The organism is Arthrobacter sp. TmtSoilC79 (assembly GCF_059739405.1).
In genome coordinates this window covers 3,434,683-3,457,055 of record NZ_AP046051.1, presented here as the reverse complement: position 1 = coordinate 3,457,055, position 22,373 = coordinate 3,434,683, and the positions used below count along the sequence as shown (strand labels likewise).

The 22,373-nt window shown below is 59.2% G+C and carries 26 protein-coding genes; 15 read left to right on the top strand and 11 right to left on the bottom strand.

Going from position 1 to position 22,373, the window contains the following annotated elements; all coding sequences use genetic code 11:
- Positions 1-22: 22 nt before the first annotated feature.
- Positions 23-1,174 (bottom strand): hypothetical protein, encoded by a 1,152-nt coding sequence (locus AC6JA3_RS15765; protein WP_497920296.1) that lies wholly within the window; start codon positions 1,172-1,174, stop codon positions 23-25.
- A 100-nt stretch (positions 1,175-1,274) separates the two neighbouring features.
- On the bottom strand, positions 1,275-1,487 hold the full coding sequence (locus tag AC6JA3_RS15760) for a metallothionein (RefSeq protein WP_497920295.1): 213 nt from the start codon (positions 1,485-1,487) through the stop codon (positions 1,275-1,277).
- A 188-nt stretch (positions 1,488-1,675) separates the two neighbouring features.
- Here AC6JA3_RS15760 and AC6JA3_RS15755 point away from each other — a divergent pair, with 188 nt between their 5' ends.
- Genes AC6JA3_RS15755 through AC6JA3_RS15745 form a run of 3 tightly spaced genes read left to right on the top strand, consistent with a single transcriptional unit; the run spans position 1,676 to position 4,190 of the window.
- Positions 1,676-2,671, top strand: coding sequence for an NADP-dependent oxidoreductase (locus tag AC6JA3_RS15755; protein ID WP_497920293.1), 996 nt, complete (start codon positions 1,676-1,678; stop codon positions 2,669-2,671).
- Positions 2,672-2,703: 32 nt separating this feature from the next.
- Positions 2,704-3,543, top strand: a complete 840-nt coding sequence (locus AC6JA3_RS15750; RefSeq protein ID WP_497920292.1) for an alpha/beta fold hydrolase — start codon at positions 2,704-2,706, stop codon at positions 3,541-3,543.
- A gap of 44 nt (positions 3,544-3,587) precedes the next feature.
- Complete coding sequence (locus AC6JA3_RS15745) at positions 3,588-4,190, top strand: TetR/AcrR family transcriptional regulator (protein WP_497920291.1); 603 nt, start codon at positions 3,588-3,590, stop codon at positions 4,188-4,190.
- A gap of 24 nt (positions 4,191-4,214) precedes the next feature.
- Here AC6JA3_RS15745 and AC6JA3_RS15740 read toward each other — a convergent pair whose 3' ends face one another.
- The gene (locus AC6JA3_RS15740) at positions 4,215-5,402 is read right to left on the bottom strand and encodes a TerC family protein (protein ID WP_497920289.1); all 1,188 of its coding nucleotides are present in this window, start codon (positions 5,400-5,402) and stop codon (positions 4,215-4,217) included.
- 181 nt (positions 5,403-5,583) lie between these two features.
- Here AC6JA3_RS15740 and AC6JA3_RS15735 point away from each other — a divergent pair, with 181 nt between their 5' ends.
- The gene (locus AC6JA3_RS15735) at positions 5,584-6,027 is read left to right on the top strand and encodes a hypothetical protein (RefSeq protein ID WP_497920288.1); all 444 of its coding nucleotides are present in this window, start codon (positions 5,584-5,586) and stop codon (positions 6,025-6,027) included.
- On the top strand, positions 6,024-6,329 hold the full coding sequence (locus tag AC6JA3_RS15730) for a winged helix-turn-helix domain-containing protein (RefSeq protein WP_026542943.1): 306 nt from the start codon (positions 6,024-6,026) through the stop codon (positions 6,327-6,329). Before AC6JA3_RS15735 ends, AC6JA3_RS15730 begins: the two co-directional genes overlap by 4 nt.
- A gap of 53 nt (positions 6,330-6,382) precedes the next feature.
- On the opposite strand, the gene AC6JA3_RS15725 is transcribed toward AC6JA3_RS15730, so the two are convergent.
- From AC6JA3_RS15725 to AC6JA3_RS15700, 6 genes are all read right to left on the bottom strand, one after another.
- Positions 6,383-7,441: a hypothetical protein gene (locus tag AC6JA3_RS15725; protein WP_497920287.1), complete on the bottom strand. Its 1,059-nt coding sequence runs from the start codon at positions 7,439-7,441 to the stop codon at positions 6,383-6,385.
- A 4-nt stretch (positions 7,442-7,445) separates the two neighbouring features.
- Complete coding sequence (locus tag AC6JA3_RS15720; RefSeq protein WP_497920286.1) at positions 7,446-7,685, bottom strand: PLDc N-terminal domain-containing protein; 240 nt, start codon at positions 7,683-7,685, stop codon at positions 7,446-7,448.
- 107 nt (positions 7,686-7,792) lie between these two features.
- The gene (locus AC6JA3_RS15715; RefSeq protein ID WP_497920285.1) at positions 7,793-8,563 is read right to left on the bottom strand and encodes an FG-GAP repeat domain-containing protein; all 771 of its coding nucleotides are present in this window, start codon (positions 8,561-8,563) and stop codon (positions 7,793-7,795) included.
- 279 nt (positions 8,564-8,842) lie between these two features.
- On the bottom strand, positions 8,843-9,250 hold the full coding sequence (locus AC6JA3_RS15710; protein ID WP_347781711.1) for an SRPBCC family protein: 408 nt from the start codon (positions 9,248-9,250) through the stop codon (positions 8,843-8,845).
- Positions 9,243-9,560, bottom strand: a complete 318-nt coding sequence (locus tag AC6JA3_RS15705; protein ID WP_497920284.1) for an ArsR/SmtB family transcription factor — start codon at positions 9,558-9,560, stop codon at positions 9,243-9,245. The genes AC6JA3_RS15710 and AC6JA3_RS15705 overlap by 8 nt, the downstream gene beginning before the upstream one ends.
- A gap of 123 nt (positions 9,561-9,683) precedes the next feature.
- Positions 9,684-9,995 carry a hypothetical protein gene (locus AC6JA3_RS15700; RefSeq protein ID WP_497920283.1) on the bottom strand — a complete coding sequence of 104 codons (312 nt, stop codon included), beginning with the start codon at positions 9,993-9,995 and terminating at the stop codon, positions 9,684-9,686.
- 135 nt (positions 9,996-10,130) lie between these two features.
- On the opposite strand from AC6JA3_RS15700, the gene AC6JA3_RS15695 reads away from it, so the two are divergent.
- Positions 10,131-10,325, top strand: coding sequence for a hypothetical protein (locus AC6JA3_RS15695; RefSeq protein ID WP_497920282.1), 195 nt, complete (start codon positions 10,131-10,133; stop codon positions 10,323-10,325).
- Between the two features lie 42 nt (positions 10,326-10,367).
- Here the strand turns inward: AC6JA3_RS15695 and AC6JA3_RS15690 are convergent, their stop codons facing one another.
- Complete coding sequence (locus tag AC6JA3_RS15690) at positions 10,368-10,958, bottom strand: hypothetical protein (RefSeq protein WP_497920281.1); 591 nt, start codon at positions 10,956-10,958, stop codon at positions 10,368-10,370.
- A 32-nt stretch (positions 10,959-10,990) separates the two neighbouring features.
- Complete coding sequence (locus tag AC6JA3_RS15685) at positions 10,991-11,494, bottom strand: MarR family winged helix-turn-helix transcriptional regulator (protein WP_497920280.1); 504 nt, start codon at positions 11,492-11,494, stop codon at positions 10,991-10,993.
- A gap of 87 nt (positions 11,495-11,581) precedes the next feature.
- Here AC6JA3_RS15685 and AC6JA3_RS15680 point away from each other — a divergent pair, with 87 nt between their 5' ends.
- From AC6JA3_RS15680 to AC6JA3_RS15640, 9 genes are all read left to right on the top strand, one after another.
- Complete coding sequence (locus tag AC6JA3_RS15680; RefSeq protein ID WP_497920279.1) at positions 11,582-12,499, top strand: EamA family transporter; 918 nt, start codon at positions 11,582-11,584, stop codon at positions 12,497-12,499.
- Positions 12,500-12,908: 409 nt separating this feature from the next.
- Positions 12,909-13,262, top strand: coding sequence for a DUF8711 family protein (locus AC6JA3_RS15675; protein WP_497920278.1), 354 nt, complete (start codon positions 12,909-12,911; stop codon positions 13,260-13,262).
- Between the two features lie 660 nt (positions 13,263-13,922).
- Positions 13,923-15,293 carry an MvaI/BcnI family restriction endonuclease gene (locus tag AC6JA3_RS15670; protein WP_497920277.1) on the top strand — a complete coding sequence of 457 codons (1,371 nt, stop codon included), beginning with the start codon at positions 13,923-13,925 and terminating at the stop codon, positions 15,291-15,293.
- Positions 15,294-15,514: 221 nt separating this feature from the next.
- Complete coding sequence (dcm, locus tag AC6JA3_RS15665; protein ID WP_497920276.1) at positions 15,515-16,765, top strand: DNA (cytosine-5-)-methyltransferase; 1,251 nt, start codon at positions 15,515-15,517, stop codon at positions 16,763-16,765.
- A gap of 106 nt (positions 16,766-16,871) precedes the next feature.
- Positions 16,872-18,122, top strand: coding sequence for a type II restriction endonuclease (locus AC6JA3_RS15660; protein WP_497920275.1), 1,251 nt, complete (start codon positions 16,872-16,874; stop codon positions 18,120-18,122).
- 265 nt (positions 18,123-18,387) lie between these two features.
- Positions 18,388-18,615, top strand: a complete 228-nt coding sequence (locus AC6JA3_RS15655) for a hypothetical protein (protein ID WP_497920274.1) — start codon at positions 18,388-18,390, stop codon at positions 18,613-18,615.
- Between the two features lie 167 nt (positions 18,616-18,782).
- The gene (locus tag AC6JA3_RS15650) at positions 18,783-20,498 is read left to right on the top strand and encodes a hypothetical protein (protein WP_497920273.1); all 1,716 of its coding nucleotides are present in this window, start codon (positions 18,783-18,785) and stop codon (positions 20,496-20,498) included.
- The gene (locus tag AC6JA3_RS15645) at positions 20,495-21,364 is read left to right on the top strand and encodes a hypothetical protein (RefSeq protein ID WP_497920272.1); all 870 of its coding nucleotides are present in this window, start codon (positions 20,495-20,497) and stop codon (positions 21,362-21,364) included. Before AC6JA3_RS15650 ends, AC6JA3_RS15645 begins: the two co-directional genes overlap by 4 nt.
- The gene (locus AC6JA3_RS15640) at positions 21,364-22,140 is read left to right on the top strand and encodes a DUF6339 family protein (protein ID WP_497920271.1); all 777 of its coding nucleotides are present in this window, start codon (positions 21,364-21,366) and stop codon (positions 22,138-22,140) included. Before AC6JA3_RS15645 ends, AC6JA3_RS15640 begins: the two co-directional genes overlap by 1 nt.
- Positions 22,141-22,373: the final 233 nt, after the last annotated feature.

The following is a 22,373-nucleotide window of genomic DNA, read 5'->3' as shown; positions in this document are numbered from 1 at the left end:
CGCTGAGATTGTAGAGCGTGCATCAAGACCCTCGCCGCTGCTCCGCAATCCACGTGTGATTCACAATGGCTGCCTCGAAACACTTGGATAAGGTGGCACTGTCCGGCCCGCGGTAGAGGTCCCTCTGAAAATACGGGGAACCATCTGTGTGGGGGCCGCTCTTGTCGATTTGCAGGACGAGCTCGGAGAGGTAATCGTGTCCGCCGGCCCGGTAGGAGTCGGTTTCGGCTTGGTCCAAACGGATCAGGGCCGAGGAATCCACCATCGAGTTGCGCCAGTACCGTGCTTCCAGGAACAGGGTTCCTTGCTGTTCCACCAGGAACCACGAGCCAGGCTGGTGGTCCACGTAGTGCATGGCGTCGCGGTCTTGGGCGAGCCTCAGGTCATCACCCCACTGCTCAACCGGCGGGATGGCTTCGAGGGGTCGCTGCCGGGCTTCATTGAATACGGTGTATTCGAAGGTGGCTGGTGACTCGCGATACAGGGTCAGGCAGATGATTCGCTTGCACGCCGTGCAGCTGAGTTGGCTCTCCACCCGTTCCATGAGCCGGGATGTGTGGAGTGCATGGAGGTCGGCGAGCGGAACCCAGTGAGGACTCTCAATGATCAGTCCCGCAGCTGCAGCGCCGGCGAGCACGGCGATGGTCTGCTCCACGTCGACTCCGCTGCCCGGGGCCTTTGCGCGAACCAGGAGATCGCTGCAGCTTGGGCAGTCGTCATCCTCCGGGCGGCAGGCGCGTTGCGGAGCCTCCACTGTGAAGCTGATGCTGAGGAGGTTGCCGGGGTCATTCCAGCCGCGATTGTTCTTGAAGCTTGGTTCGGCATACGCGCCGTCCAGCATGAATCCCATGCCGCCGAGGGTGCGGGGCGCGTCGATGGCGGCTTCGAGGTCGGCAAGGGTGGCGTTCTTGTCCAGACCCGGGATCCACTGGGAAAGATTGAACCCTTTCGGTGCGAACCCGGTAGGTGCTGCGTGCAGCGCGACTGCCACGACGGCGTCGTCGTGCATGATGATTTCGCTGCCAGCGGCGAACTGCAGCCGCCGCGAAAGGTAAGCGGGTTCGCCCACCAGCCGTTCTTTGGCTGCCACCGGGTGACCGCCGAAGGCATCGATCAGCCGCCGGACGGCGGGATCTTCGTCGGACCCCACCATGGCCTCAACGATCAGGGGCAATCGTGTTTTAGTGCGCCATCGCTCTTGCGCGCCATCATTTTTTCGCCATCCCACTCGACCATTATGTAGTGCTGGCCAGCGGTAAACCGGGCGTTACTCGCTATGCGCCGGTGTGCTGGGAGCAGTGCTCGCAGCAGAACATGCCGGTTTCGTTTTCCACGCCGTGGCCGAGGATGCGGCAGCCGCAGTGTCCGCAATTTGGAGCCATCGCGTGAATGGCGCATTCGAAGCTGTCGAAGGTGCCGGTGCGCTCGCCTTGGGTGATGGTGAAGGTTTTGTCGTACTCGTTTCCGCACGTATCGCAGGTTGCCATGGGTTTCTCCTTTGGGGTCGGAACCCGGCTCCCGCTGGAGGGTGGGAGCCGGGATGTCCTTAGGCTAAGCATGCTTACTTTTCCGCATCAAGGACCTTTTGGGGAGCGGCCCCGGCGCCCCCTTGCCTAATTTACTGAGTGCGCTCATAATTGAGTTAAGTCAGAAATCCTAATCAAGGAGAACCAGCATGAAAGCCTTCGTGCTCAATCAATACAAAGAACCACTGCAGCAGGCCGACGTTCCTGAGCCTGTGCTCGGCGATCGCGATGTGCTGGTCCAGGTCCACGCAGCCGGCCTGAATCAGTTGGACGAGAAGATCAGGCTAGGGGAGTTCAAGCAGATCCTCCCGTATAAACTGCCTCAGGTCCTGGGCCACGATGTTGCCGGCGTGGTCCTGCAGGTGGGGCCCAAGGTGCGGTCCTTCAAACCCGGCGATGAGGTTTTCGCCCGCCCCGGCAACGACACTATTGGAACCTTCGCGGAGCGCATCGCCGTGGCCGAGGAAGACCTGGCCATCAAACCGGCCACCATCAGCATGGAGGAAGCGGGTTCGCTTCCGCTGGTGGCATTGACCGCCTGGCAGGCACTGGTGGAGCGCGGAAACGTTGGCCCCGGCCAGAAGGTCTTCATCCATGCGGGCGCCGGGGGAGTGGGCTCCATTGCCATTCAACTGGCCAAGTATCTGGGTGCAACGGTCGCGACCACGGTCAGCGCAGGGAACAAGGACTTTGTTCGTGAACTTGGCGCTGACGTGGTGATTGACTACCGCACCGAGGACTTCGTGGAGATCCTTCACGATTACGACCTCGTCCTGGACAGCCTCGGCGGCGAGAACCTGGAGCGGTCCCTGAAGGTCCTTAAAAAGGGTGGCAAGGCTATCGGCATCGCGGGACCGCCGGATGCGGGTTTTGCCCGGCAGTTGGGCGGAAACCCTGTACTGCTGGGTGCGATGACGTTGCTGAGCTCCGGAATCCGCCGCAAAGCCCGTCGCTTGGGCGTCAGCTACGAGTTCCTCTTCATGCACGCAGACGGCAACCAGCTGAGGGAAATTGCGGCGCTCATCGATGCCGGGGAGATCAAGCCTGTCCTGGGCCGGGTAATCCCGTTCGATCAAACGGCCGATGTCCTTGCTGCCTTGGAAAAGGGCGGCGTCCGTGGCAAGACCGTCGTCAGTCACCGCTAGCCACCACCAACCACCCGATAGGACAAAAAATCATGAGCAGCGAACAGTATTTGCAGGTTCCTTCAAAAACGGTGACGGCCGGCGATGTTACGTACGCCTACCGCGAGATGGGGCCTAAGGGCGGGGTGCCGGTGGTCTTCCTGATTCACCTCGCCGGGACCATGGACAATTGGGATCCGCGCATCATCGATCCCATCGCCGCGAAGCACCACGTCATCACCTTCAGCAACCGCGGAGTGGGTGCGTCCACAGGCAGTGTTCCGGACAGTATCGAAAGCATGGCCGATGACGCCGCTGCCTTCATTCAGGCCCTCGGCTACCCGCAGGTGGATCTTTTCGGCTTCTCCCTTGGCGGCATGATTGCCCAGTCGCTGGTGCTCAAGCACCCCGGCATGGTGCGCAAGATGGTGCTCGCTGGCACCGGCCCTGCAGGTGGAGAAGGCATCCAGAACATCATCGGGACCACGTACTACGACGTTCTCCGGGGAACCCTGACGCGGCAAGACCCCAAGGAGTTCCTCTTCTTCAACCGGAACGCCGCAGGCAAGCCGGCTGCCCGGGCCTTCATCAAACGGCTCAAGGAACGCACCACCAATCGCGAGGCGCCCATCAAGCTCGGCGCATTCCAGACGCAACTGAAAGCCATACGCCGGTGGGGATTGTCGCCGTCGGCCGATCTGGGCGTCATTACCCAACCGACGTTGATCGCCAACGGTGACAACGACCGGATGGTGCCCTCGGTACTTTCAAGCTATATGCATCGGCGGATTCCGGGCAGCGAACTGGTCATCTATCCCGACTCCGGGCATGGCGGCATCTTCCAGTTCCACGACCGCTTTGTTCCCGTGGCTCTTGAATTCCTGGCCCGCTGATGCTTCGGCCCGCTGAGATGACAGCCCGCTGATACGGTAGCTGAATGCAGCCTGCGCCCCAGACCCTTGGCCGACGTGAGCGGAATAAGCAGGAAAAGCTTGACCGCATCACCGCGGCAGCACGTGAGCTTTTCACCCAGTACGGGGTGGATGAGGTCACTACCCAGCAAGTAGCGGAAAAGGCCGACGTCGGTTCGGGAACCTTGTTCCTGTACGCGAAGACCAAGGCGGAGCTGCTTCTGCTGGTGCACAACGTCAAGTACGCGCAGGCGCTGGCCGCGGGAGTAAAAGCGGCGGCCAGTGAAAAGGCGGTGCTGGATGCGGTGATGGCCATCATCCGGCCCATCATCGAGTGCAACCGGGTCCAGATCGAGAACGGCCGGACTTATCTGAAGGAAATCGTCTTCGGGGACCCGTCCGAGCCGCACCACGCGGAGGCGTTGTCGCTGACCATGCGCACCGAAGATGCCATTGCCGAGGTCCTGCGCCGGGACGAACAATTGCTTGCCCGCGATCCTGCCAAGCTGGCGCGGATCGTCTCCTCGATCATGTTCATCAGCATGACGTCCTCGGCCACCATGGAACTGACAGACGCCCAGGTTGGCGACGAGATCCGGGATCAGATCAGCGTGCTCCTGGGCGCCTGAGTGTCTTAGCTATTTGCGCGGGACTTAGCGGTTGAGGAATGCCTCGTGCTGGCGATGAGCTTCCTTGACCTGTTCGCGGATCTTCTCCACGTCCTTGGCCTTGTTCCGGTACTTCAGCGGCATCTGCACGATCTGCGCCTCTTCGGCGGTCAGTGCACGGTAGATGCGTTCGCGCTCGTTGGCGTCCGCGGTGTAGTCGAGGTCCAGGTAATCGACGGCGTGGCGGCGGGCGTTGTTGATGGCCGTCTGGGCCTTGCCCGCCGGGCTGATCAGTGAAAGCACCACAGTGATGATCAGGACGCCGATAATCACGCTGAGTGAGAGGCCGGTGGTGATTTCGATGACGTTGACGTGTTCGCCGTCGTTGATGAACGGCAGGTTGTTCTCATGCAGGGCGTGTAAGATCAGCTTGACGCCGATGAACGCCAGGATGGCTGCCAAGCCGTAGGAGAGGTAGATGAGGCGGTCCAGCAGGCCGTCGATCAGGAAGTAGAGCTGGCGCAGGCCCATCAGTGAGAACGCCGTTGCGGTGAAGACGATGAATACGTTCTGGGTGAGGCCGAAGATTGCCGGGATGGAGTCGAGCGCGAACAGGATGTCCGTGCCTCCAATGGCCACCATCACCAGGAGCATGGGGGTCAGGGCTTTCTTGCCGTTGACCATGGTGAAGAGCTTGTCGCCGTCGTACTTATCCGTGGTGTGGAAAAGCTTTTTGGCGAGCCGGATGATGAAGTTGTTCGCTTGATCGTCGCCGTGGTCGCCGGGCTTAAGCAGGTTGCCTGCCGTGAGCAGCAGGATGAGGCCGAAGATGTAGAACACCCACGCGAACGAGTTGATCAGCGCGGCGCCCAGGAAAATGAAGCCGGTGCGGGCGATCAGTGAGAACACGATGCCGAAGAGCAGGACCTTCTGCTGATCCTCACGCGGCACCCGGAAGCTGGCCATGATTATCAGGAACACGAACAGGTTGTCGACCGAGAGGGCCTTCTCCGTGATGTAGCCGGCGAAGTACTCCGAGCCCATTTGGGCGCCGCCGAAGACCAGTACCAGGATGCCGAAGACCACAGCCAGGCCCACGTAAATGGAGGACCAGATGGCCGCTTCCTTGAGGGAGGGGACGTGTGCCTTGCGGATGTGGAAGAAGTAATCGAAGGCCAGAAGCGCCAGAATGACGACGATGGTGATGCCCCAGATGAGGGGAGAGACGGTCATATGATCCTGCTTTCGTGAGGCGCGCGAGTGGTGTTGCTCACCGAGGGTCAAACTCGTGGAATCAAATTTACCGGGAGTGGTGGTTCGCGCGCTAACTAGGCTGCCATGGGAAAGTACTTGACAACTTGGAAAGTACTTTCTTATGGTGATGTTATTGATCCGCACAACTTTGGGGGAAACCATGAACGAGACCACCGGCAGCATGACACCAGCTGAAGCACGCGAACTCCTTGCGCGGGCCGACTCAGTGGGTGCTTCATCCATCAACGCAGCGGCCTGGCCCGTGGCCGTCATGTTCACCAGCCTGGCCATCATGGGCTCACTGCTGATGATCGGGATGCACATTGTGCTTGTCACTGGATATGGCGCCCCTTTGTTGGCCTGCTCCGTGGGTGTCTGGGCGGCTTTGACGGCCTGCATCTGGCCCATGTTCCAGCGCTCCACCAAAGCCGGGTACACCAAGCGTTTCCTGACGTCACTTCTGGGGTACTTCGGGCTCTATGTCGCGGCCCTCGTGGGTGGCACCATCTTGTTCCCGACCGGGAACCTCTGGTTCTACATCCCGGCCGCTATCGCACTGGCCGCCATTGGCCTCGCCGCCGCCTTCCGCGAGCTGCGCGCATGAGCACGCCGGCGGAACACCCGCGCCACCAGCTCAACGAGGTAGTGCATTCGCCGGTTCGGTTCTCCATCATGGCTGCGCTGGCAAAGGCGGAGTCGTTGGACTTCAAGGACCTGCGCGACGCCATCCAAGTCAGCGACTCTGTCCTCAGCAAGCAGCTCTCCATCCTGGAGAAGGCTGAGTTTGTGAAGATCAAGAAGAGCTTCGCCGGTAAGTTTCCCAGGACTTCCGCGAGTTTGACTGTTGCGGGGCGGGACGTGTGGGCGGCGCACTTGCAGACGCTGCGGGAGATTGCGGGCGGCTGACGTCTTGTTGTTGGCTCCGGAACGCTCGACGGCGGCTGGTTGCGTGGGTGGGTTCAGCCTGCTGGGACCAACTGCCACAGGTCCTCGTTGTGTGGCCGTAGCCAGAACTGCCGCGGATCCTCAGTTTCACGGGCCACGTCCGTGAGCCAGATGGTGCTGCCGGGATCCCAGCCCGCGATGACGCTTGCTGTGTCTTCGGTTGTTTGTAGGGCCCGGCCAGCAGAACTGAGGTAGCAGGCGACGGTGAGGTGTACGCCATCCCATTCTTTGGCGGCCAGTTCCCAGTCGGGGATGACCCAGCGGCCGTGGCGGCCCGTGGTGCGGAACCAGTCGTGACGCCGGGACGCGGTGACCTCCAAGGGGAAATCCCTGCAGAGGGTGATCCAGTCTTCTTCGGTGCTGATCTCCAAAATCTTGCCTGTTCCTGCGACGGGGATCACGGTGGCTTCTTCGCATCCGAGGGAATCTTCAACCAGGCTGAGCCCGTCGGGGATCCGAGCCACTGTGTGGATCAGCCCGTGAGGGATCGACCACCACTCACCACTGAAGTTGGCGTGAGGGTCTTGTGGCCGTTCCTTGGCCGCACGGATTTCCTCGGCACGTTCCTTTCGTGCCCATTCGGCCAGGGTGTGCTGGGGGTTTCGGGGGAGCGGTGCGGGATCTGCTTCTGCACGCCAGTCGATGGCCCATTGTCCGGGTAGGGCCGTCTGGTCCCACCACTGGGTTCCGGGTTTTCCTTTCAGGCTCTTGGCGATATGCGCCAAGGACTCTGTGATTTCCTGGGTGGTGGCGAGGAAGTCCTCCCCTTCGGGCTCCTGCCAGTATCTTGCGGTGTCTACTGCGCGTTGAAGGGCGTGGTGAATCAGCTCGTCCGTAATGTTTCGAAGATCCAAGGACGTGATCAACGCTGCGAGCTCATCCATGGTGGGCTCCGGTAGGGGAGGCGGCGCTTCGCCGACGGGGTCCATGGTCAACATTCTGCGTGACCTGCCGGCGCCAGGATCGAGGTTGTATCCGAGGTGGAAGACGGCGATCCGGATGTCCTGGTCCATTTCCATGGCGAGTTCAAGGCAAAGGCGGCGTCCTCGGGGGCCTTGCAGCAGTGAATTCATGGCACTAAAGGGTTCTGCGAAGGCGTATGCCTCCGCTCATGTTCGTCAGCCGCGGCTTCGCGTACAGCCAGACGACAACTCCGAACAGTGGCACAACGAAGAACATCAGCACCCACAGAATCCGGGCAATTTGATCGAGGCCGTCTTGCCGCAGGACGTCAAAGATTGCCCAGATGTTCGCTCCCATGACGAACACTGCAGACAGTCCCGCCAGCAACACCAAGACCCATTCCCAAGCTTCCATGTCATCCCCCTGAACCTGCAGCTTCCTTACAAAGTAGCACTGGCGCTGCAAACGTACGACGCCGGAGCTCGCCTTGGTGCCTGCCTCTTAGTGGCGCTTCAGTTGGGTCAGATGAGCGCGGTCATGATGTTCCAGCCTTCTCCGATCTTCTTCCTGGGTTCCAGATGCCGGCTGCCGACCCCGGGGTAAAGCCAGAGGTCGCCGTTGGCGTCGCGGGCGATGATCTGTGAGTAGCCGGGGTAGTTGCCGTCGAATCTTCCGGTGGCGATGATCGCCGTCATGGCATTCCAGCCCTCGCCCACCTGCATGCGGGGCAGCCACCCGCCCTTGCCGTCGCCAGGGTAAAGCCACAGTGCTCCGCGGGTGTCCCGGGCCATGACGTCCCGCTTGCCGTCCTCGTTGAAGTCACCGCGCCCGATCAAAGCTGTCATCACATTCCAGCCGACACCGATTTGGCTCCGGGGTTTCCAGCCGCCGGCGTGATCCCCGGGGTACAACCAGAGGCGGCCTTCCGCATCGCGGGCGATGACGTCGGCGCAGTAGTCGCCGTCGAAGTCGCCCGGACCCATGATTGCCGTCATGGCATTCCAGCCGACACCCACTTTGGTTCGTGGTTTGAGGAACCCGTAACCGCCGGGGTAGAGCCACATGTCGCCGTTGGTATCGCGGGCAAGAATGTCGTCGTTGAACTCGCTTTGGAACTTGCCTGCGCCGATGATGGCAGTCATGACGTTCCAGCCCTCGCCCATCTTGAAGCGGGGCTTCTTCCACCCGCCTTTGCCGTCCCCGGGGTAGACCCAAAGGTCGCCGGCGGTATCTCGAGCCAGGACGTCGTCAAAGTAGCTTGTGTTGATGTCGACGTAGTCCCAGTTATTCATTGGGACGCTCGATGCGCGTGTGCCCGGCTGAGCTGCCTGTGCTGGAAGTGCTGTGGTGCCCAGGAGCAGGGCCGCGATCGCGGCCAGAGTTGTCCCTACGAAAAGTGGGCGCCCTAGTTTTCGCTGTGTTATGTGGCAGGAATTCTTGGTCGACTTTGATCGGAACATCACTGTTACCCCCATTAGCAACATCGTCATCACGCGATGCAACGGAGCATAGTCCTGCTGGGTGGCTTTTGTTAGGGGTAAGTGCGGGCGGGGCGTGCTTACGGCGGGGCGTTAGCTGACGCTTGCCAGGACGTGATCGATGCGGTTGAGGAGGCCGGGCCATCCGTTGCCCATGCCTTCGATGGCCTGGCGTCCCATGGGTGAGTCCAGGTTGAAGCCGGCGTGTTCGAAGTGAAGTGTGGTCCCGCCGTCGACCGTTTCAAGAGTCCAGGTGATGGTGGTGTCCAGGCTGCCCTCGGCGAAGAGGAACGTGATGGAAGTTCCGGGCTCGACGCTGATGACTTCGCATTGCTGCTGGCCCCAGCGATCCATATCCATGGTGAAGCGGTGGCCCACAACGGGTGCGATGTCGCCCGCTGCCCACCATCGCGCGAGGAGTTCGGGCGTGGTCAGGGCCGCCCACACTGCGTCCTTGGGGTGCGGGAAGGTGCGTTCCAGGCGGATTGCGTTCTCAGTCATGCGTGTTTTCCTCATCCAGTAGATCGGCCAGGGCATCGAGGCGCTGGTTCCAATATTGTTCGTAGTTCTTCAGCCACCCATTGACCTCTTGGAGGCCTCGGGCTTCGAGGTGGTAAATCCGCTGCCGGCCTTTCCGTTCCTCACGGATCAGCCCTGCCTCTTTGAGGACGGTCAGATGTTCCGACGCCGATGAGCGGCTCAGTTCCAAACGTCCCGTCAGCTCTCCGGCCGGAAGGGGACCGTTGAGGAGGTTGTCGAGGATGGTGCGGCGCGAAGGGTTCGCGAGGGCTCCGAAGACGTCGATGGGCACGGGTTGATGATATGTCGGAAATTTCCGAAATGACAAGTTCTTGTTGGAGTGAGCGACACCTAGGCGCTCTTGGCGGCCACTCATTTTGGGGCCTTTCGGCACCTAATTTGGCTGAAACAGCACCTAGTTTCGCGGTTTCCGCCACCTAGATGGTGTTTTGCGGGCGCACGCTGCTTGTGTCTCGGCAATTTGGGTGAGGGGAGGCTGTATGCCGGCAAGCTCGGTGGTGACCAAGCGGTACTCGTTGTACTTGTCGTTGATCTTGGGGGCGGGCATAACGTGCGTGGGGCTGTTGCCTGAGCCGATGATCTTCCTCGTGGGCGCGGCGTTGATGGCGTGCATCCTGGCTGCAGCAGTGTCCTTCAGAGAATGGCGCTGGGTGCCATTTCGCGTCGGCGAGGCGCGTATGGCCAGACTCAGCGTATGTTGCGTCACGGCGACGACCGTGGCGTTGCTTCTGAGGGGATATCCGATGAGTTTCGTATTGACGCCTCTGCTCAGCGTTGTCGCGGCCCTCATAGTGTTTCGAGAACTCACCAGGGGCGGGCGCCTTATCTGGAGGAGCAAGCGATGAAAAGGGTTCCGCATCCACTGCAAGTAGTGATGTTCTTCGTCATGGCCGTCAATTTCGCGGTTTGGCAACCTTTCGCATGGTGGCGTGCCGGTGCTGCTGTACTCATGCTGGGGTTCGGCTGCTACGGCGTTTATGTGTTGCGGCGGAGCAAGCGTACGGCATCCCGGCAGGAGCCCAACGAGGTTGAGTGACCCAGATGGCCCGTGGATTGGTGTCCGCGGGCCATCACTTTGTTAATGGGTGTTTTCGTCGGGGCGAAGGCGATTCTGCAGATCGGGGTCACCGAAGCCGGCCACGAAGCCGAAGTCGTGCTCTCCGTTCTCAGGAGGGAGGTCACGCTCCAGTTTCAGTGCAGTCGTTGGTGTGAACAGGGTTTTCGCGATGCCGGTTTCACTTTCGAAGGTGAAGGACCCGAAGATTGTCCGGTCTACCCGGTGCCTCAGCAGGAGTGTCGTGTCCGAACCGTTCACTTCACAAGCGACAGGGTTGTAGTCGTCCAGCTGCCGACCCCAAATGGGCAGGGAGAGCGGGAATGAAAGCTGGACAGCTTCAGGAAACGAAAACGGGATGCGTTCAATGGAGAGGCCGTAAGGATCATCGACGCCGTCGGTCTGGATGATCAGTCTTCGGGGGTGGAAGGTTCGGGTGCGCCCGTCCGGCAGTTCCTTGGCGGTCCACATGAAGGCCCTGGGGTGCGCCGAGATGGCATAACTCATCTGATGGTTGCCGCTTTGGAAATACGAGGTGCCGGTGTAGGCGCCTGCCTGTCCGCCACCCAGCGCTCTTCCGATCGCGATCGCCAGCTGCTCAGAGGAAGTGTCCACCAGCTCATCCTCGCACGGGTGACGCTACCCGCTTAGGAGGGTTCGCCGTCGTGGTTTGCTAGCAGGAATTTGCGCAGCAGGCTTGCCAGTTGTGTCTGCTCAGCCTTGGAGAGGCCCTCGAGCATCTTCTGTTGGTTCTCGACGTGGTGCTCCACCACGTCGTCCACCAGGGCGAGTCCCTCGGGTGTGAGGCTGATGAGGAGTTGCCGGCGGTTCTCGGGGTTGGTCTCGCGATGAACCAGGCCGCGCGATACCAGCCGATCAACGCGGTTGGTCATGGCCGCCGAACCGATCATGGTGAGGCTGGCGAGTCGGCCCGGGGTCAGCGGCGCCTCGGCAGCCGACCGGCGGAGCGTGGCCAGGACGTCGAACTCCCAGGGCTCCAGCCCGAACTGGTTCATGAACTTCTGCACCTCGAGTGAGGCGAGGCGACTCGCCCTGTTGAGCCGGCCCAGAACGCCCATGGAGCTGACGTCGACGTCGGGTCGCTCCGTGTTCCACTGCTCAAGAATCATGTCCACTGCGTCGCGGTCCATCGTCCTCCCATGCTTGACCTCGAATAATACAGCACCTACATTGTCTTATATCTAATAGTTTGACATCGAAATGTATGGAAGTGAGAGATGAGTTCATCTGTTGCGGTTGCCAGCAAGGCGGGAGTTGGCGCGTCCAAAGCGTCCCCTCGCGACCTCTTTATCACCGCCCTCGCCCCGATGGTTTGGGGTTCCACCTACCTGGTGACCACGGAGTTCCTCCCCGCCGACCGGCCGCTCCTGGCCGCAACCGTCCGAGCTCTTCCAGCGGGGATCGTACTCATGGTGGTCACTCGGACGTGGCCGCGAGGGAGTTGGTGGTTCAAAGCGGCGGCGCTGGGCGCGCTGAATATCGGGCTGTTCTTCTTCCTGCTGTTTTTCACCGCGTATCAACTGCCGGGTGGGCTCGCCGCGCTGGTCATGTCCATCCAGCCCTTGTTCGTGCTCTTCCTCGGCGTGCTGTTGCTGGGGGAGAGGATCCGCAAGGCGCACATCATTGCCTGCGGGGTGGGAGCCGCGGGTGTCGGCTTGCTCGTGCTTCGATCCGACGCGACGCTGACTCTTGTGGGTGTGCTCGCCGGGATGGCGGCGGCGCTGAGCATGGCGGCCGGCATAGTTCTGACCAAGCGGTGGGGAAGGCCCGACGGCGTAGGGCTGCTTGGGTTTACCGGCCTGCAGTTGGCGATGGGCGGGGTGATGCTGCTGCCCGTGACGCTGGTTGTGGAAGGGTTGCCGGGGGCGGTTACTGGGCTTAATCTGGCGGGGTTTGCTTACCTGAGCGTGATTGGTGCGTTGGCTGCCTACGCGGTGTGGTTCCGGGGAATTCAGCGGCTGCCGACGATGATGGTGTCGTTCCTGGGATTCCTGAGCCCGCTGGTGGCGACGGTGCTGGGGTTCGTGTTCTTGGGGGAGTCGTTGTCGGGGTGGCAGTTGGTGGGTGCGGTGTTGGTGCTGGGGGCGGTGTTTTTGGTTCAGCGAACAAGGGCACGCGGGGATGATCGACGCTAGGCGTTGCGCTGTGCTTTGGCGGGCGCTCGACCGAGCCGGTCACAAGCGCGACGACTTCTCGTCCGTAGCCATATCGGTTTCGCAAACCTGCCTTATTCGCCACGAAGTGGAACGACAATTGAGATACGACCTGCGTGGTCCGAACATTTTCTAAGATTCCGCAGGCGCGCATCAATAATTGGCAATTCTCCGTAGAAGCTACCCTGTAGGTACCGGGTGGCGTTGAAGGCTGCTTGCTTGTGGTGGATACAGACGCAAAACGCGCCCGCTTTGGCGCTGCTAGAGCGAAAATGACTCTAGGGCCCCTTGCCATCAGAATGCAAAGGATGTCTCATGTCCGTTGGCGTTAAACGGCCTGTGGGGCATGTACTCTAAGATGTCATTCGCGCAGCAGTATCAGGGGACTCTCATGAGCAAGACCAGCACAATAAGTTTACTTTCAATAACTGGACTACTAGTAGTAGCCGTGTCAGGGTGCGCGGCACCTTTGACTACCAGTGAAACATGTGTGGAACTAGGTGCCATCGCAGCAACGTACCCGTCGCCGCTCCCTAGCGATCCTGCCGAAAGGGACAAGGTTTACGAGGAATTTGCCGGCAAGGTGGAAAAGCTTGCCGGTAACGCGTCTGAAACCCTGAAGGACGATGTGAAGGCTATGGCGGAGCGAGTGAAGGACAACGCTGCTGGCAACATTGCAAACGAAACCGCTGTGGACCGGGGAGAAGCGGCAATAGATCGGCTTCAGAAAGTGTGCAAGTTCTAAACTAACCTTTGAAGGGGAACCTTTCGGGGCTTGAGCACGCAGTTTAGGGCTTTGATTACGAGACGACAACCGACGCTCAATCTTGGTTACGATTCCCGGTCGGGGCCAACTATCATCCAGAGCGACAAGCCCCTTCCGGGTCAGTGGCGCTCTTCCAGTGCTGCTGACTAGTGGGCGAAGTCCTGGGGCCGCGGCGGTGTGTGCCTCCCCCAACTGCTGCCACAGTTGAATATGTGCTGAATTCTCTTCAGTTCTCGCAACGACGCCACGGCGTCCAAGTGATGCTTCGGATCAGCGCGAATCTTAGTCAATCTGCGAGCAATATTAATATTGTGTCGCTCCCGAAGAATGCGCCAGCTCACCGGGTGGCCGGAGCTCCAAGGTCCTCGCCCGAGGTCTTCTCCGTGAGGATCCTGTCCGCCTCCATGCTCCAGCTGACGTTGGATGTTCTGTTGCGAACCAACTGACCCTGAACCACCCCTTCCGTCATCCGGCCGCTGCCCCTCCAACGAAGTGCCGGGTTGAACTTAGGCGCCGATCCCGCGGCCTGTCATCTTCCGCTAAGTCTGGCCACTCTAGGCCGTCCATCTAACTACACTCCTAGCAATTTATTGGGCACTCCTGTGACAAGACTCAGTACAAACATCTAATGTGGGCCAGATGGATGAACCGTTGTGGCAGGACACGATCGATCTAGGCAGTATGTCTGCGTTGTTACGTGATCAAGGGTGCAGCGAAGTCTTCCTGAAGTTTCTAGCGCCAAACGATAACTCGAAGAACCAGATCTATGCCCAAGGCGACATCACCACTTTTTCTATGTTGCCCCTACAGAGCGGTCGCCTCGAGCGAGAATCACGGAGCCAACGAAGCCGGGTAACTGAATTGATCTACCGTTCTCAAGTGGATTGGAACTGGGTATCTCCGGAGGGAATCACCCCCGCGTCCGGCGCCCAGGTCATCTTCTACCCCCAGTATCCAGAGGTTCGCCTCTCAGGGATCCTCGGTCGACTACCCGGCCGGCCCTCGATTCTTTTCAGCGAACGCAAGAGGGGCCGGGAACCGGGTCGAATTCTCGTATTTGGCGTGGGACATGCCAACAGAGTCTTCGCACTGATCCTGTCGCGGCACAGCCCGGCCGCAGCTGAACTTCGCGCTGTCAATGTGAAGGGAAATCCTCTATTCATCCCGTATGTCCTAGGCACTACTCCCGTTGGGACGACTAGCCGTGAATTGTTGTTCGGAGAACTGACCCGTATCCATCACCTTAACTGGACTCCATCGATCGCTCTAGAGAAGGATGGTCAGATCAAGTCCTGCCGGGGAAACACCTGCGGCGGCATGACCCTCGAAGCCCTATTAGGCGTCAACCGAAACGCCAAACCTGATCCGGATTTCGCTGGCTGGGAGGTAAAGAAGTTCAAGGTTCCCGATTGGGAACGGAAGCCCAAAAGCCCGGTGACACTCCTTACCCCGTCGCCCGATGTGGGTGCGTATGCAGAGCACAGCCCCGAGGAGCTCGTGAGGCGATGGGGCACGGTCCGAACGCGACAGCGGATCGACTTCAACGGACGTCACCGGTCCCTCAAACGAAACGGATCAACCCAACTCACGCTTCGGGTCGAGGGCTACGACCCGGGTAGCCAGACGATTACAGGGAACGGCATGATCGGCTTGTGGGACGACCGGACGGAGGAGTTGGCTGCGGGCTGGACCTTCGAGAAACTCATCGAGCACTGGAAACGTAAACACCGTCGAGCGGTGTATGTACCTGCCATCGATCGTTCTGAACCAGAGCTTGAATTCGCGTTTGGACGCCGAGTCAAGATAGGGGAGGGAACCAGCTTCAACCTGTTTATCTCGGCAATTGCTCGCGGACACGTATTCTACGATCCAGGCTCCCACATCGAAGAACTCGACGATGGAAGCTGGGACAAACACCATAGGCACCAGTTCCGGGTTACGCATGCGAAGCTGCCCACCCTTTACGACACGTTCGAAACGGTTGATATCCTCAGCCCGCGCCGGTCATAGGACTGAATTTCGCTAGCACAGCGACGGTGTCTCGCGATCGAACGGGTGACACAACAGGGCATGAGCCTACTCAAGCAAGACTGTCAGTGCTCCCTGCCATGCTGTAACACGGCGTTCCTTCGCCGCTGGTGGACACCGTAGGAGTTGGTGGTCTACGGCGCGGCAACCCTCTTCTGGGTCAGGAATACGACAGAATGTCAGGTGAACAACCCAGATAGGACATGATGGACAACGTAAACACCCTCCTCAGCCAAGCACGCGCCCGGTACACACAACGACAGCTCGCGGATCAGCTCAACATCTCCGATAGGACCGTTGCGCGCTGGGAAAGCGGGGAAACGGCATGCCCGACTATGCTCGCCCCTGCCCTAAAGGAGCTGCTAGGACTTCGAACATCAGCGGGTGCGGATGACTTTAAGTTCATTGACCTCTTTGCCGGTATCGGCGGCATCCGGAAGGGCTTCGAGGCTCACGGCGGTCGTTGCGTCTTCACAAGCGAGTGGAACAAGTACGCCGAAAAGACTTATCTGACCAACTTCCCGGATGATCAGGAAGACTCTCACACCTTTGTCGGGGACATCCAGCCCTTCCCCGCCGAGGAAGTCCCGGATCATGACATTCTGTTGGGCGGGTTCCCCTGCCAGCCGTTCTCTATCGCCGGCGTCAGCAAAAAAAACTCCCTCGGACGTCTGCACGGCTTCGAGGACGCCACCCAAGGCACATTGTTCTTTGACGTGGCCCGGATCATCAATGAGAAGCGGCCGGCAGCGTTCATGCTCGAAAACGTCAAGAACCTTCGGTCCCACGACAAAGGGCGGACGTTCGCTGTGATCATGGAGACCCTGCAGGAGGAACTCGGCTACGAGGTCCATGTCAAAGTCATAGATGCAATCAATTTTACCCCCCAGCACCGGGAGCGGATCATCATCGTTGGCTTCCGGGAACCCACCGACTTCAGCTGGGAGGATCTGGAAGTCCCGCCGATCGGGCCGAAACTTCACACGATCCTGCACAAAACTGACGGCACCGAACCTGTCCTCGAATGGGACGGTGACCGCTTCTTTGACCACGACAACGCCGAAGTGCAGCCAAAGTTCACTCTTACACCAAAGCTGTGGGCCTATCTGCAGGCTTACGCCGCCAAGCACAAGGCTGCCGGGAACGGCTTCGGCTTCGGACTCGTCCATCCGACGGGAACTTCACGGACTTTGTCCGCTCGCTACTACAAGGACGGCTCGGAGATCCTCGTCGCACAGGATGGGCGTCGACCACGCAGGCTCACACCCCGCGAGTGCGCGCGCCTGATGGGATATGAAGACACTTTCCGGATCCCCGTGAGCGACACCCAGGCGTACAAACAATTCGGCAACAGCGTCGTCACACCGGTGATGAGCGAGATCGCCCGGATTATGACTCCGCACGTTCTCAAAATCATGAACCAGCCGGACGCTGTGGAGTCCCTTTCGGCATGATCTGCCAGCGTATTTAGGGCCGTGTCGTGGCACCCCGCTGAAACGGTGCCACGATACGGTCATTCCGGCAGGCACACACCTGGTTTTTGAAAACTTTGGGGGAGATATGGATTTCGGTGATCTGGCCGATCACTTCGATGGCGTGGCTGCCAAAATTCTCAGCACGGTGGAAACAGTTGGCCGGAGTTCCAACCAGCATGAACTCGACGGCGTCAAAGCCCTCCAGGGCCTGTTCGGGCGACCCACCGAGAAGATGGTTATCCCGACGCGCTTCCTGCTGGTATCCGATGACATCGGTGAGCCTCTGGAGGAAGCCGGCACCCTGACGTTCTACGATGCCCGTGTCAACATCCCCAATCGCTCCGAATACCGCCTGTACTACCCCGCGTCTGTGGACGCTATGAAGATGGCGCAACCCGGAGACATCGTGTTCATTGCCAAACAGAAGGCCGGCGGGGCGCTCTTTATCGTCGCTCCCTCGGGGTCCAGCATCGCTGCCCAACTGGACTGGCTCTTCGGCACAGACGTATTGGAGCATCATGGCTTTTCGGTCCGTTCAGCGCTGGAAACCGGGCACGACAGTCTGGGACTGACCGCCATGTACCTGCTAGACATGCTCGGCATCGCCATAGAGCCCCGCAACGACGACTGGCTCGGCAGAATCCTCGCCCAATTCGGTCCCCGGTTTCCCACCTCGGCGGAATTCAGCGCTTTCGCCCGCTCCACCCTTCCTGACCTCTATCCAGCCGATGATCCTGACAGAGTCCTCATGGCGTGGCTGGAACACGAAGAAATACTCTTCAGAACCTTGGAACGCCATCTTGCTACTGACGTTTTGAATGCCCTCTACAGGGACGGGCACGTGGACATGGACAGGTTCATAGAGGTGTCGCTCTCCTTGCATAACCGGCGGAAAAGCCGTGCTGGGAAGGGATTGGAGAACCACCTCATCGCACTGTTTAAGGCGTTAGGCGTGCGTCACACTTTCAACCCCGTGACGGAGAACAGGGCCCGTCCCGACTTCATTTTTCCCGGTATCAGCGAATACAGGGACCTTGGTTTTCCACACCTCGACGTGACCATGCTCGGAGTCAAAACCACATGCAAGGACCGTTGGCGGCAGGTACTCAGTGAGGCAAAACGGATTGAAGAAAAACACCTTCTGACTCTGGAGAGCCCCATCAGCCCGGCTCAAACTGATGAAATGAAGGACCATAACATCCAGCTGGTCATTCCCAGTCCCCTGCATCGGCCGTACAAACCGAATCAGCAGCAGTGGCTTATGAGTGTTAGTGACTTTGTACTAATGGCCAAGAAACGTGACCGGCATAGCCCCTTGCAGCCGGTTCTTCACTGATCATCCCGTCGGCATCACCGGGCCTTGCTCTAATGCAAGCTTGGGCTGCCCCTTAGTCGCGCTGCCGGACTACTTGAACATGGTCAGTCCTCGGGCTCCGCCTCTACAGCCCCCGGCGAGATCGCCACTGTCTCGGCAGCCCGCCCTCTCAGCACCGTCTTTCCTCTTGTGGGTGATGGCGGCATGCCAAGACATTGCCATCGCCTACATTTATGATATATAGTCAACATATAGACGCTAAGTATCCATGAGAGTCGAGGGAGTCATGCCTGACGAATCGCGGAATGAACGGTTCCGGCGCCTAGCAGAAACGCGAGGTGACCGGCTGATTCGCGAGATTTCCCTATTGGGAAATCTCGCGAACCGAAAAAACTATGACTACACGCCCGAAGAAGTGGACGCACTTTTTCGCCCGATTGAGACGGAACTCAAAGAGGTTCGAGCACTATTTGACCCAGCCGCCGCTTCCAGCAGAAAGGTGACATTCAAATGAAAACACCACAATTCGGGTTCTACTTCGAGAAGGCTCTTAGAGGAGCCTCCCAAGGGGCCATTTCCCCCGCCGAACAGTTCTTCGAAGGTTCCCTAGCCGAGTCATCCTTGGTCCGGGAGACGGGCCAGAACTCCATTGACGCCCGGGCAGGCCAAGAGCCGGTGACCATGGTTTTCGAACTGGCCGACATGGCCACGCATGCCATTCCTGGCATCGCAGGACTTCGAAGCCATCTAGAACAGGTTGAAAAGCACACACGAGGCTCTCAGGGTCACAAAAGCATGGAGTTGGCACACGCTACTGCCAATCAGGAGACTGTGCCGGTTTTGAGGATCAGTGACTATGGAACAAAGGGATTGGCCGGCTCGGAGTCGGTCGACAATCCCAACACGCCACTCAGTGCGCTGACCAGGGGCGCCGGCATCTCGGCGGATGACGGAGCCCGCGGTGGATCCTTCGGCATTGGCTCCGCAGTTGGACCGATGGCATCTAACATGAGCACCGTTTTTTACACCTCCTTGCCTCTGAACAGCCCTGATGTCATCTTCGCCGGGTACAGCAGCTTGGCCACACACCGCGATACCGACGGGGCCTGGCGTGTAGGCGACGGGTTTTTCACGGATCTTGATTACACCGAAGACTTTCGTTATCAACGCAATCCCGATCCCTTGGGTCCATTTGAAGCCCGTACGGTGACTGGTACGGATACCTACGTCATCGGTTACCGCAAAGCTGGACTTGATCCTGATCTGCAGCACATCAAGGTCGCCTTCATGAGAAACTTCCTCTTGGCAATTCACCGCGGCATACTCGTGGTCAAGGGGATCACTGGATCCGGCATATGGCAGCTCGATGCAACTACTCTTGCCGGCCATGTGGTCGAGGACTCTGAGTCGGCCGCCTTCTATCGGGCCATTAATGACCCGGACCCAATCACCACTGTCAGCCCGCGATTTGGCAAAATGTCCTTGCACATCAACGTAGATGAATCGCTGGATAAAACACTGCACACCATTACCGTGCGCGCACCTCTCATGAAAATCGACACCTTCCGCCACAACTCGATCCCCGTGAAATACGCAGCAGTGCTCGAATGCTCTGACGACAAAGGCAATACGCTTTTGCGAACCTTGGAACCGCCACAGCACCACCGGTGGGACCCCGAACGGGCCCTAGGTGGAAAGGTGCAACTCGACGAGCTCAAGAAATTTGTCCGCGAGGGCCTGCGGAGTCGGGTTAAGCAGCAAATCGGTGACCAAGTCGAAATAAAGGGGCTCTCACGTTTCCTGCCGGCGCAGGTCTCTCATGACCCCGCAGGGGCAACAGGAAGCTCAAGGACGCCTACTTCAGGGCAAGGAACCGACGAGGAATCCAGCACTGTACACGGAGCCGAGGAAGTCCCGCGTGCCGTACCGGTAGGTGGACGAAAGACCGTCAAGGTGGGAGTTCGAACAGAGGCCGGGAGTGACGGAGACTCACCCGCAGACACTGGAAAGAAAAGTGGGGGACCCAATAAGCGCGAGAAGAAAGGCGGAAAGATCCCCGGTACAGGGCAAGAAGGCAAGGGCACAGCGCGTATCACCAGGGGGGACGTTCGTTTCCGCAGCTGGTCCGACGCTTCAACCGGCAATCTTTACTTGGCCCTCACTGCGCATGAGGACATTGCTGGTGATCTTGAGCTCGTCGCATTGGGGCCAGGGGGCAGTATGGAGGATGACTACAATTTGCCCATAGCCAAGGGCGTCATGGTCACCAATGGCGAACCTACACCCCTTAGTCACAAGGGAAATGTCCTCTCGAATCTTCAGCTCCACGCCGGCGTGACATCTCGAATCCGGCTCACGCTCGCATCCGCTCACCGCTACCGTTTGGGGATCAAATGAGTACCACCAAAACCCGTGGGTCGTACCCGCACCCCGTCCTCGACGCTTCAGACGATGTAACCTCGACCATCGAAGTTTTCAATCCGACATATGCATCTGGTGTCAACGACGTCGAGATCAGATTTCAGGTACGTATGACTGATCCCGGTATCCAGTCACTTCTAGATAACGGACTAGCCAGGTATAGTTTCCGCTGGACCTGCAGCTCAACCATCGCCAGCGGTGAACTCGATGCTCAGCTCGCACAGACATATGCGGACAGCACCGGCTTCCTCGGATGGCTCGATCAAGAAGAAATCCGCGGAACTGTCAGGCTTGACGTAAGAATTGTTGCAACGGCCCCCATCGACCAGTACGGGCTCGAAAACCAACACGACGACTACGGAGAAGCGCGTTTCAACCTGCTTACAGGCGACATTCTCGCCGATGGCGGCTACTTCGAATTTGAACCAGGCAAGCTTTATGACCCGCTAAGCCCCCCCGTCGGATCCTGCTTTCTGTTCGTCGCGGAATCCACCCCGAAAAAGGGCCTGACCGTCAAGTTCCATGACGACGAGCACGTGCTAGTAACCTTCCCAGAGAAGCTCCTCACCGGTTTTGGTCTCCTGATTCCCGAACTCCAGATCAGCCTTGTAGTCCTGCCTGCTCTGATGGAAACCATTACCTTCATCAAAACCAACATTCAAGCGGGTGATGAGGGAGAAGACCTTAGCGGAAAGCAGTGGTACGTCAGTATCAAACGTCTCGTGGAAGAGCTAGCTTCCTTCGACGATTCAGCATTCGAAGTGGCCCAAAAAATCCTCGCACAACCATTGGAAGGCTCATTGCTCAAAGCACTGAATGCCGCTGATTCGGAGGACGACTGATGCAGGAAAACCCAGCACGCGCACTGACCTTTGAAGCGCTGGTCAAGCTCAAGGCTGCCCTAGACGGCGCGGAATCCCCTGATGACTTCTTGGCCGCAGCCGATGCCCTAATCAGAATGCCAGAGAATCTACTTGAGCTTCCCTACGACACCGGAATTGCTGACCCGCTTGAACCGGGATCCCCCGGTGACACTGGAAGAGACATCGAGAATGGTCCGCAAGTCTACGAATTCCTAGGGGCACTGGATCGCGCCAACGCCTCCGACCGACGCCTATGGACCTACCTAGCCTTCACGGTGTACCGGGGCTATATGGAAAAGCGCTGGCCCCTCACGGGGCTACGCACCTGGAAATCCCGCGTACAAGACCGCTGGCTGATGCTCAACGCCACCCGAGGCAAACTCGTCCGACACGGCATCGGGCGACTCTGGTGGGTGACTTCACTCACCTACGACGGCAGGTGCGAACACGTACTTTCGAAAGAATCTGGTGACTCCTTCGCCTACACGCGCGAGGTATTCCGTAACGAGGACCGCATCAACTCACTGTTCGACAGAGAAGCAGGTGCACTGCCAGTACTAGTCAGATCTGTCCTTGAACACGCCGCTCAGGGGGGCGAATACGGGACAGACAAGCATCTGGCGGCACTAATGAAGGAACTGACGTTGGTCTACGGCTACCGCGACCTTGCATTTCTCGGCGGTGACGGCCTCCGGTCCCTCATCGCTGAGTCGGCTCCAGCGGTCAAGACGCCGGAAAAGAGCAGGACGGCTTGATCGAGCATTAGTGAATCGTGCAACGCTTCTCCGCACGCGATCGCTCGGTACATGTCGGTGATCCAGTGTCCATAGACACTGGATCACCGACTTCATCCGGCGGGTGAATTACTGGTCCGAAGTTTGTTGCTGCTAATCAGCGCGCGCCTATAATTCCGCTCGTATTCTCTCCCGCAAGTAAGCGCTCCACGCAGAAGTGCCCACCACCTTGGTTTACTTTGAGGCAGATGTCT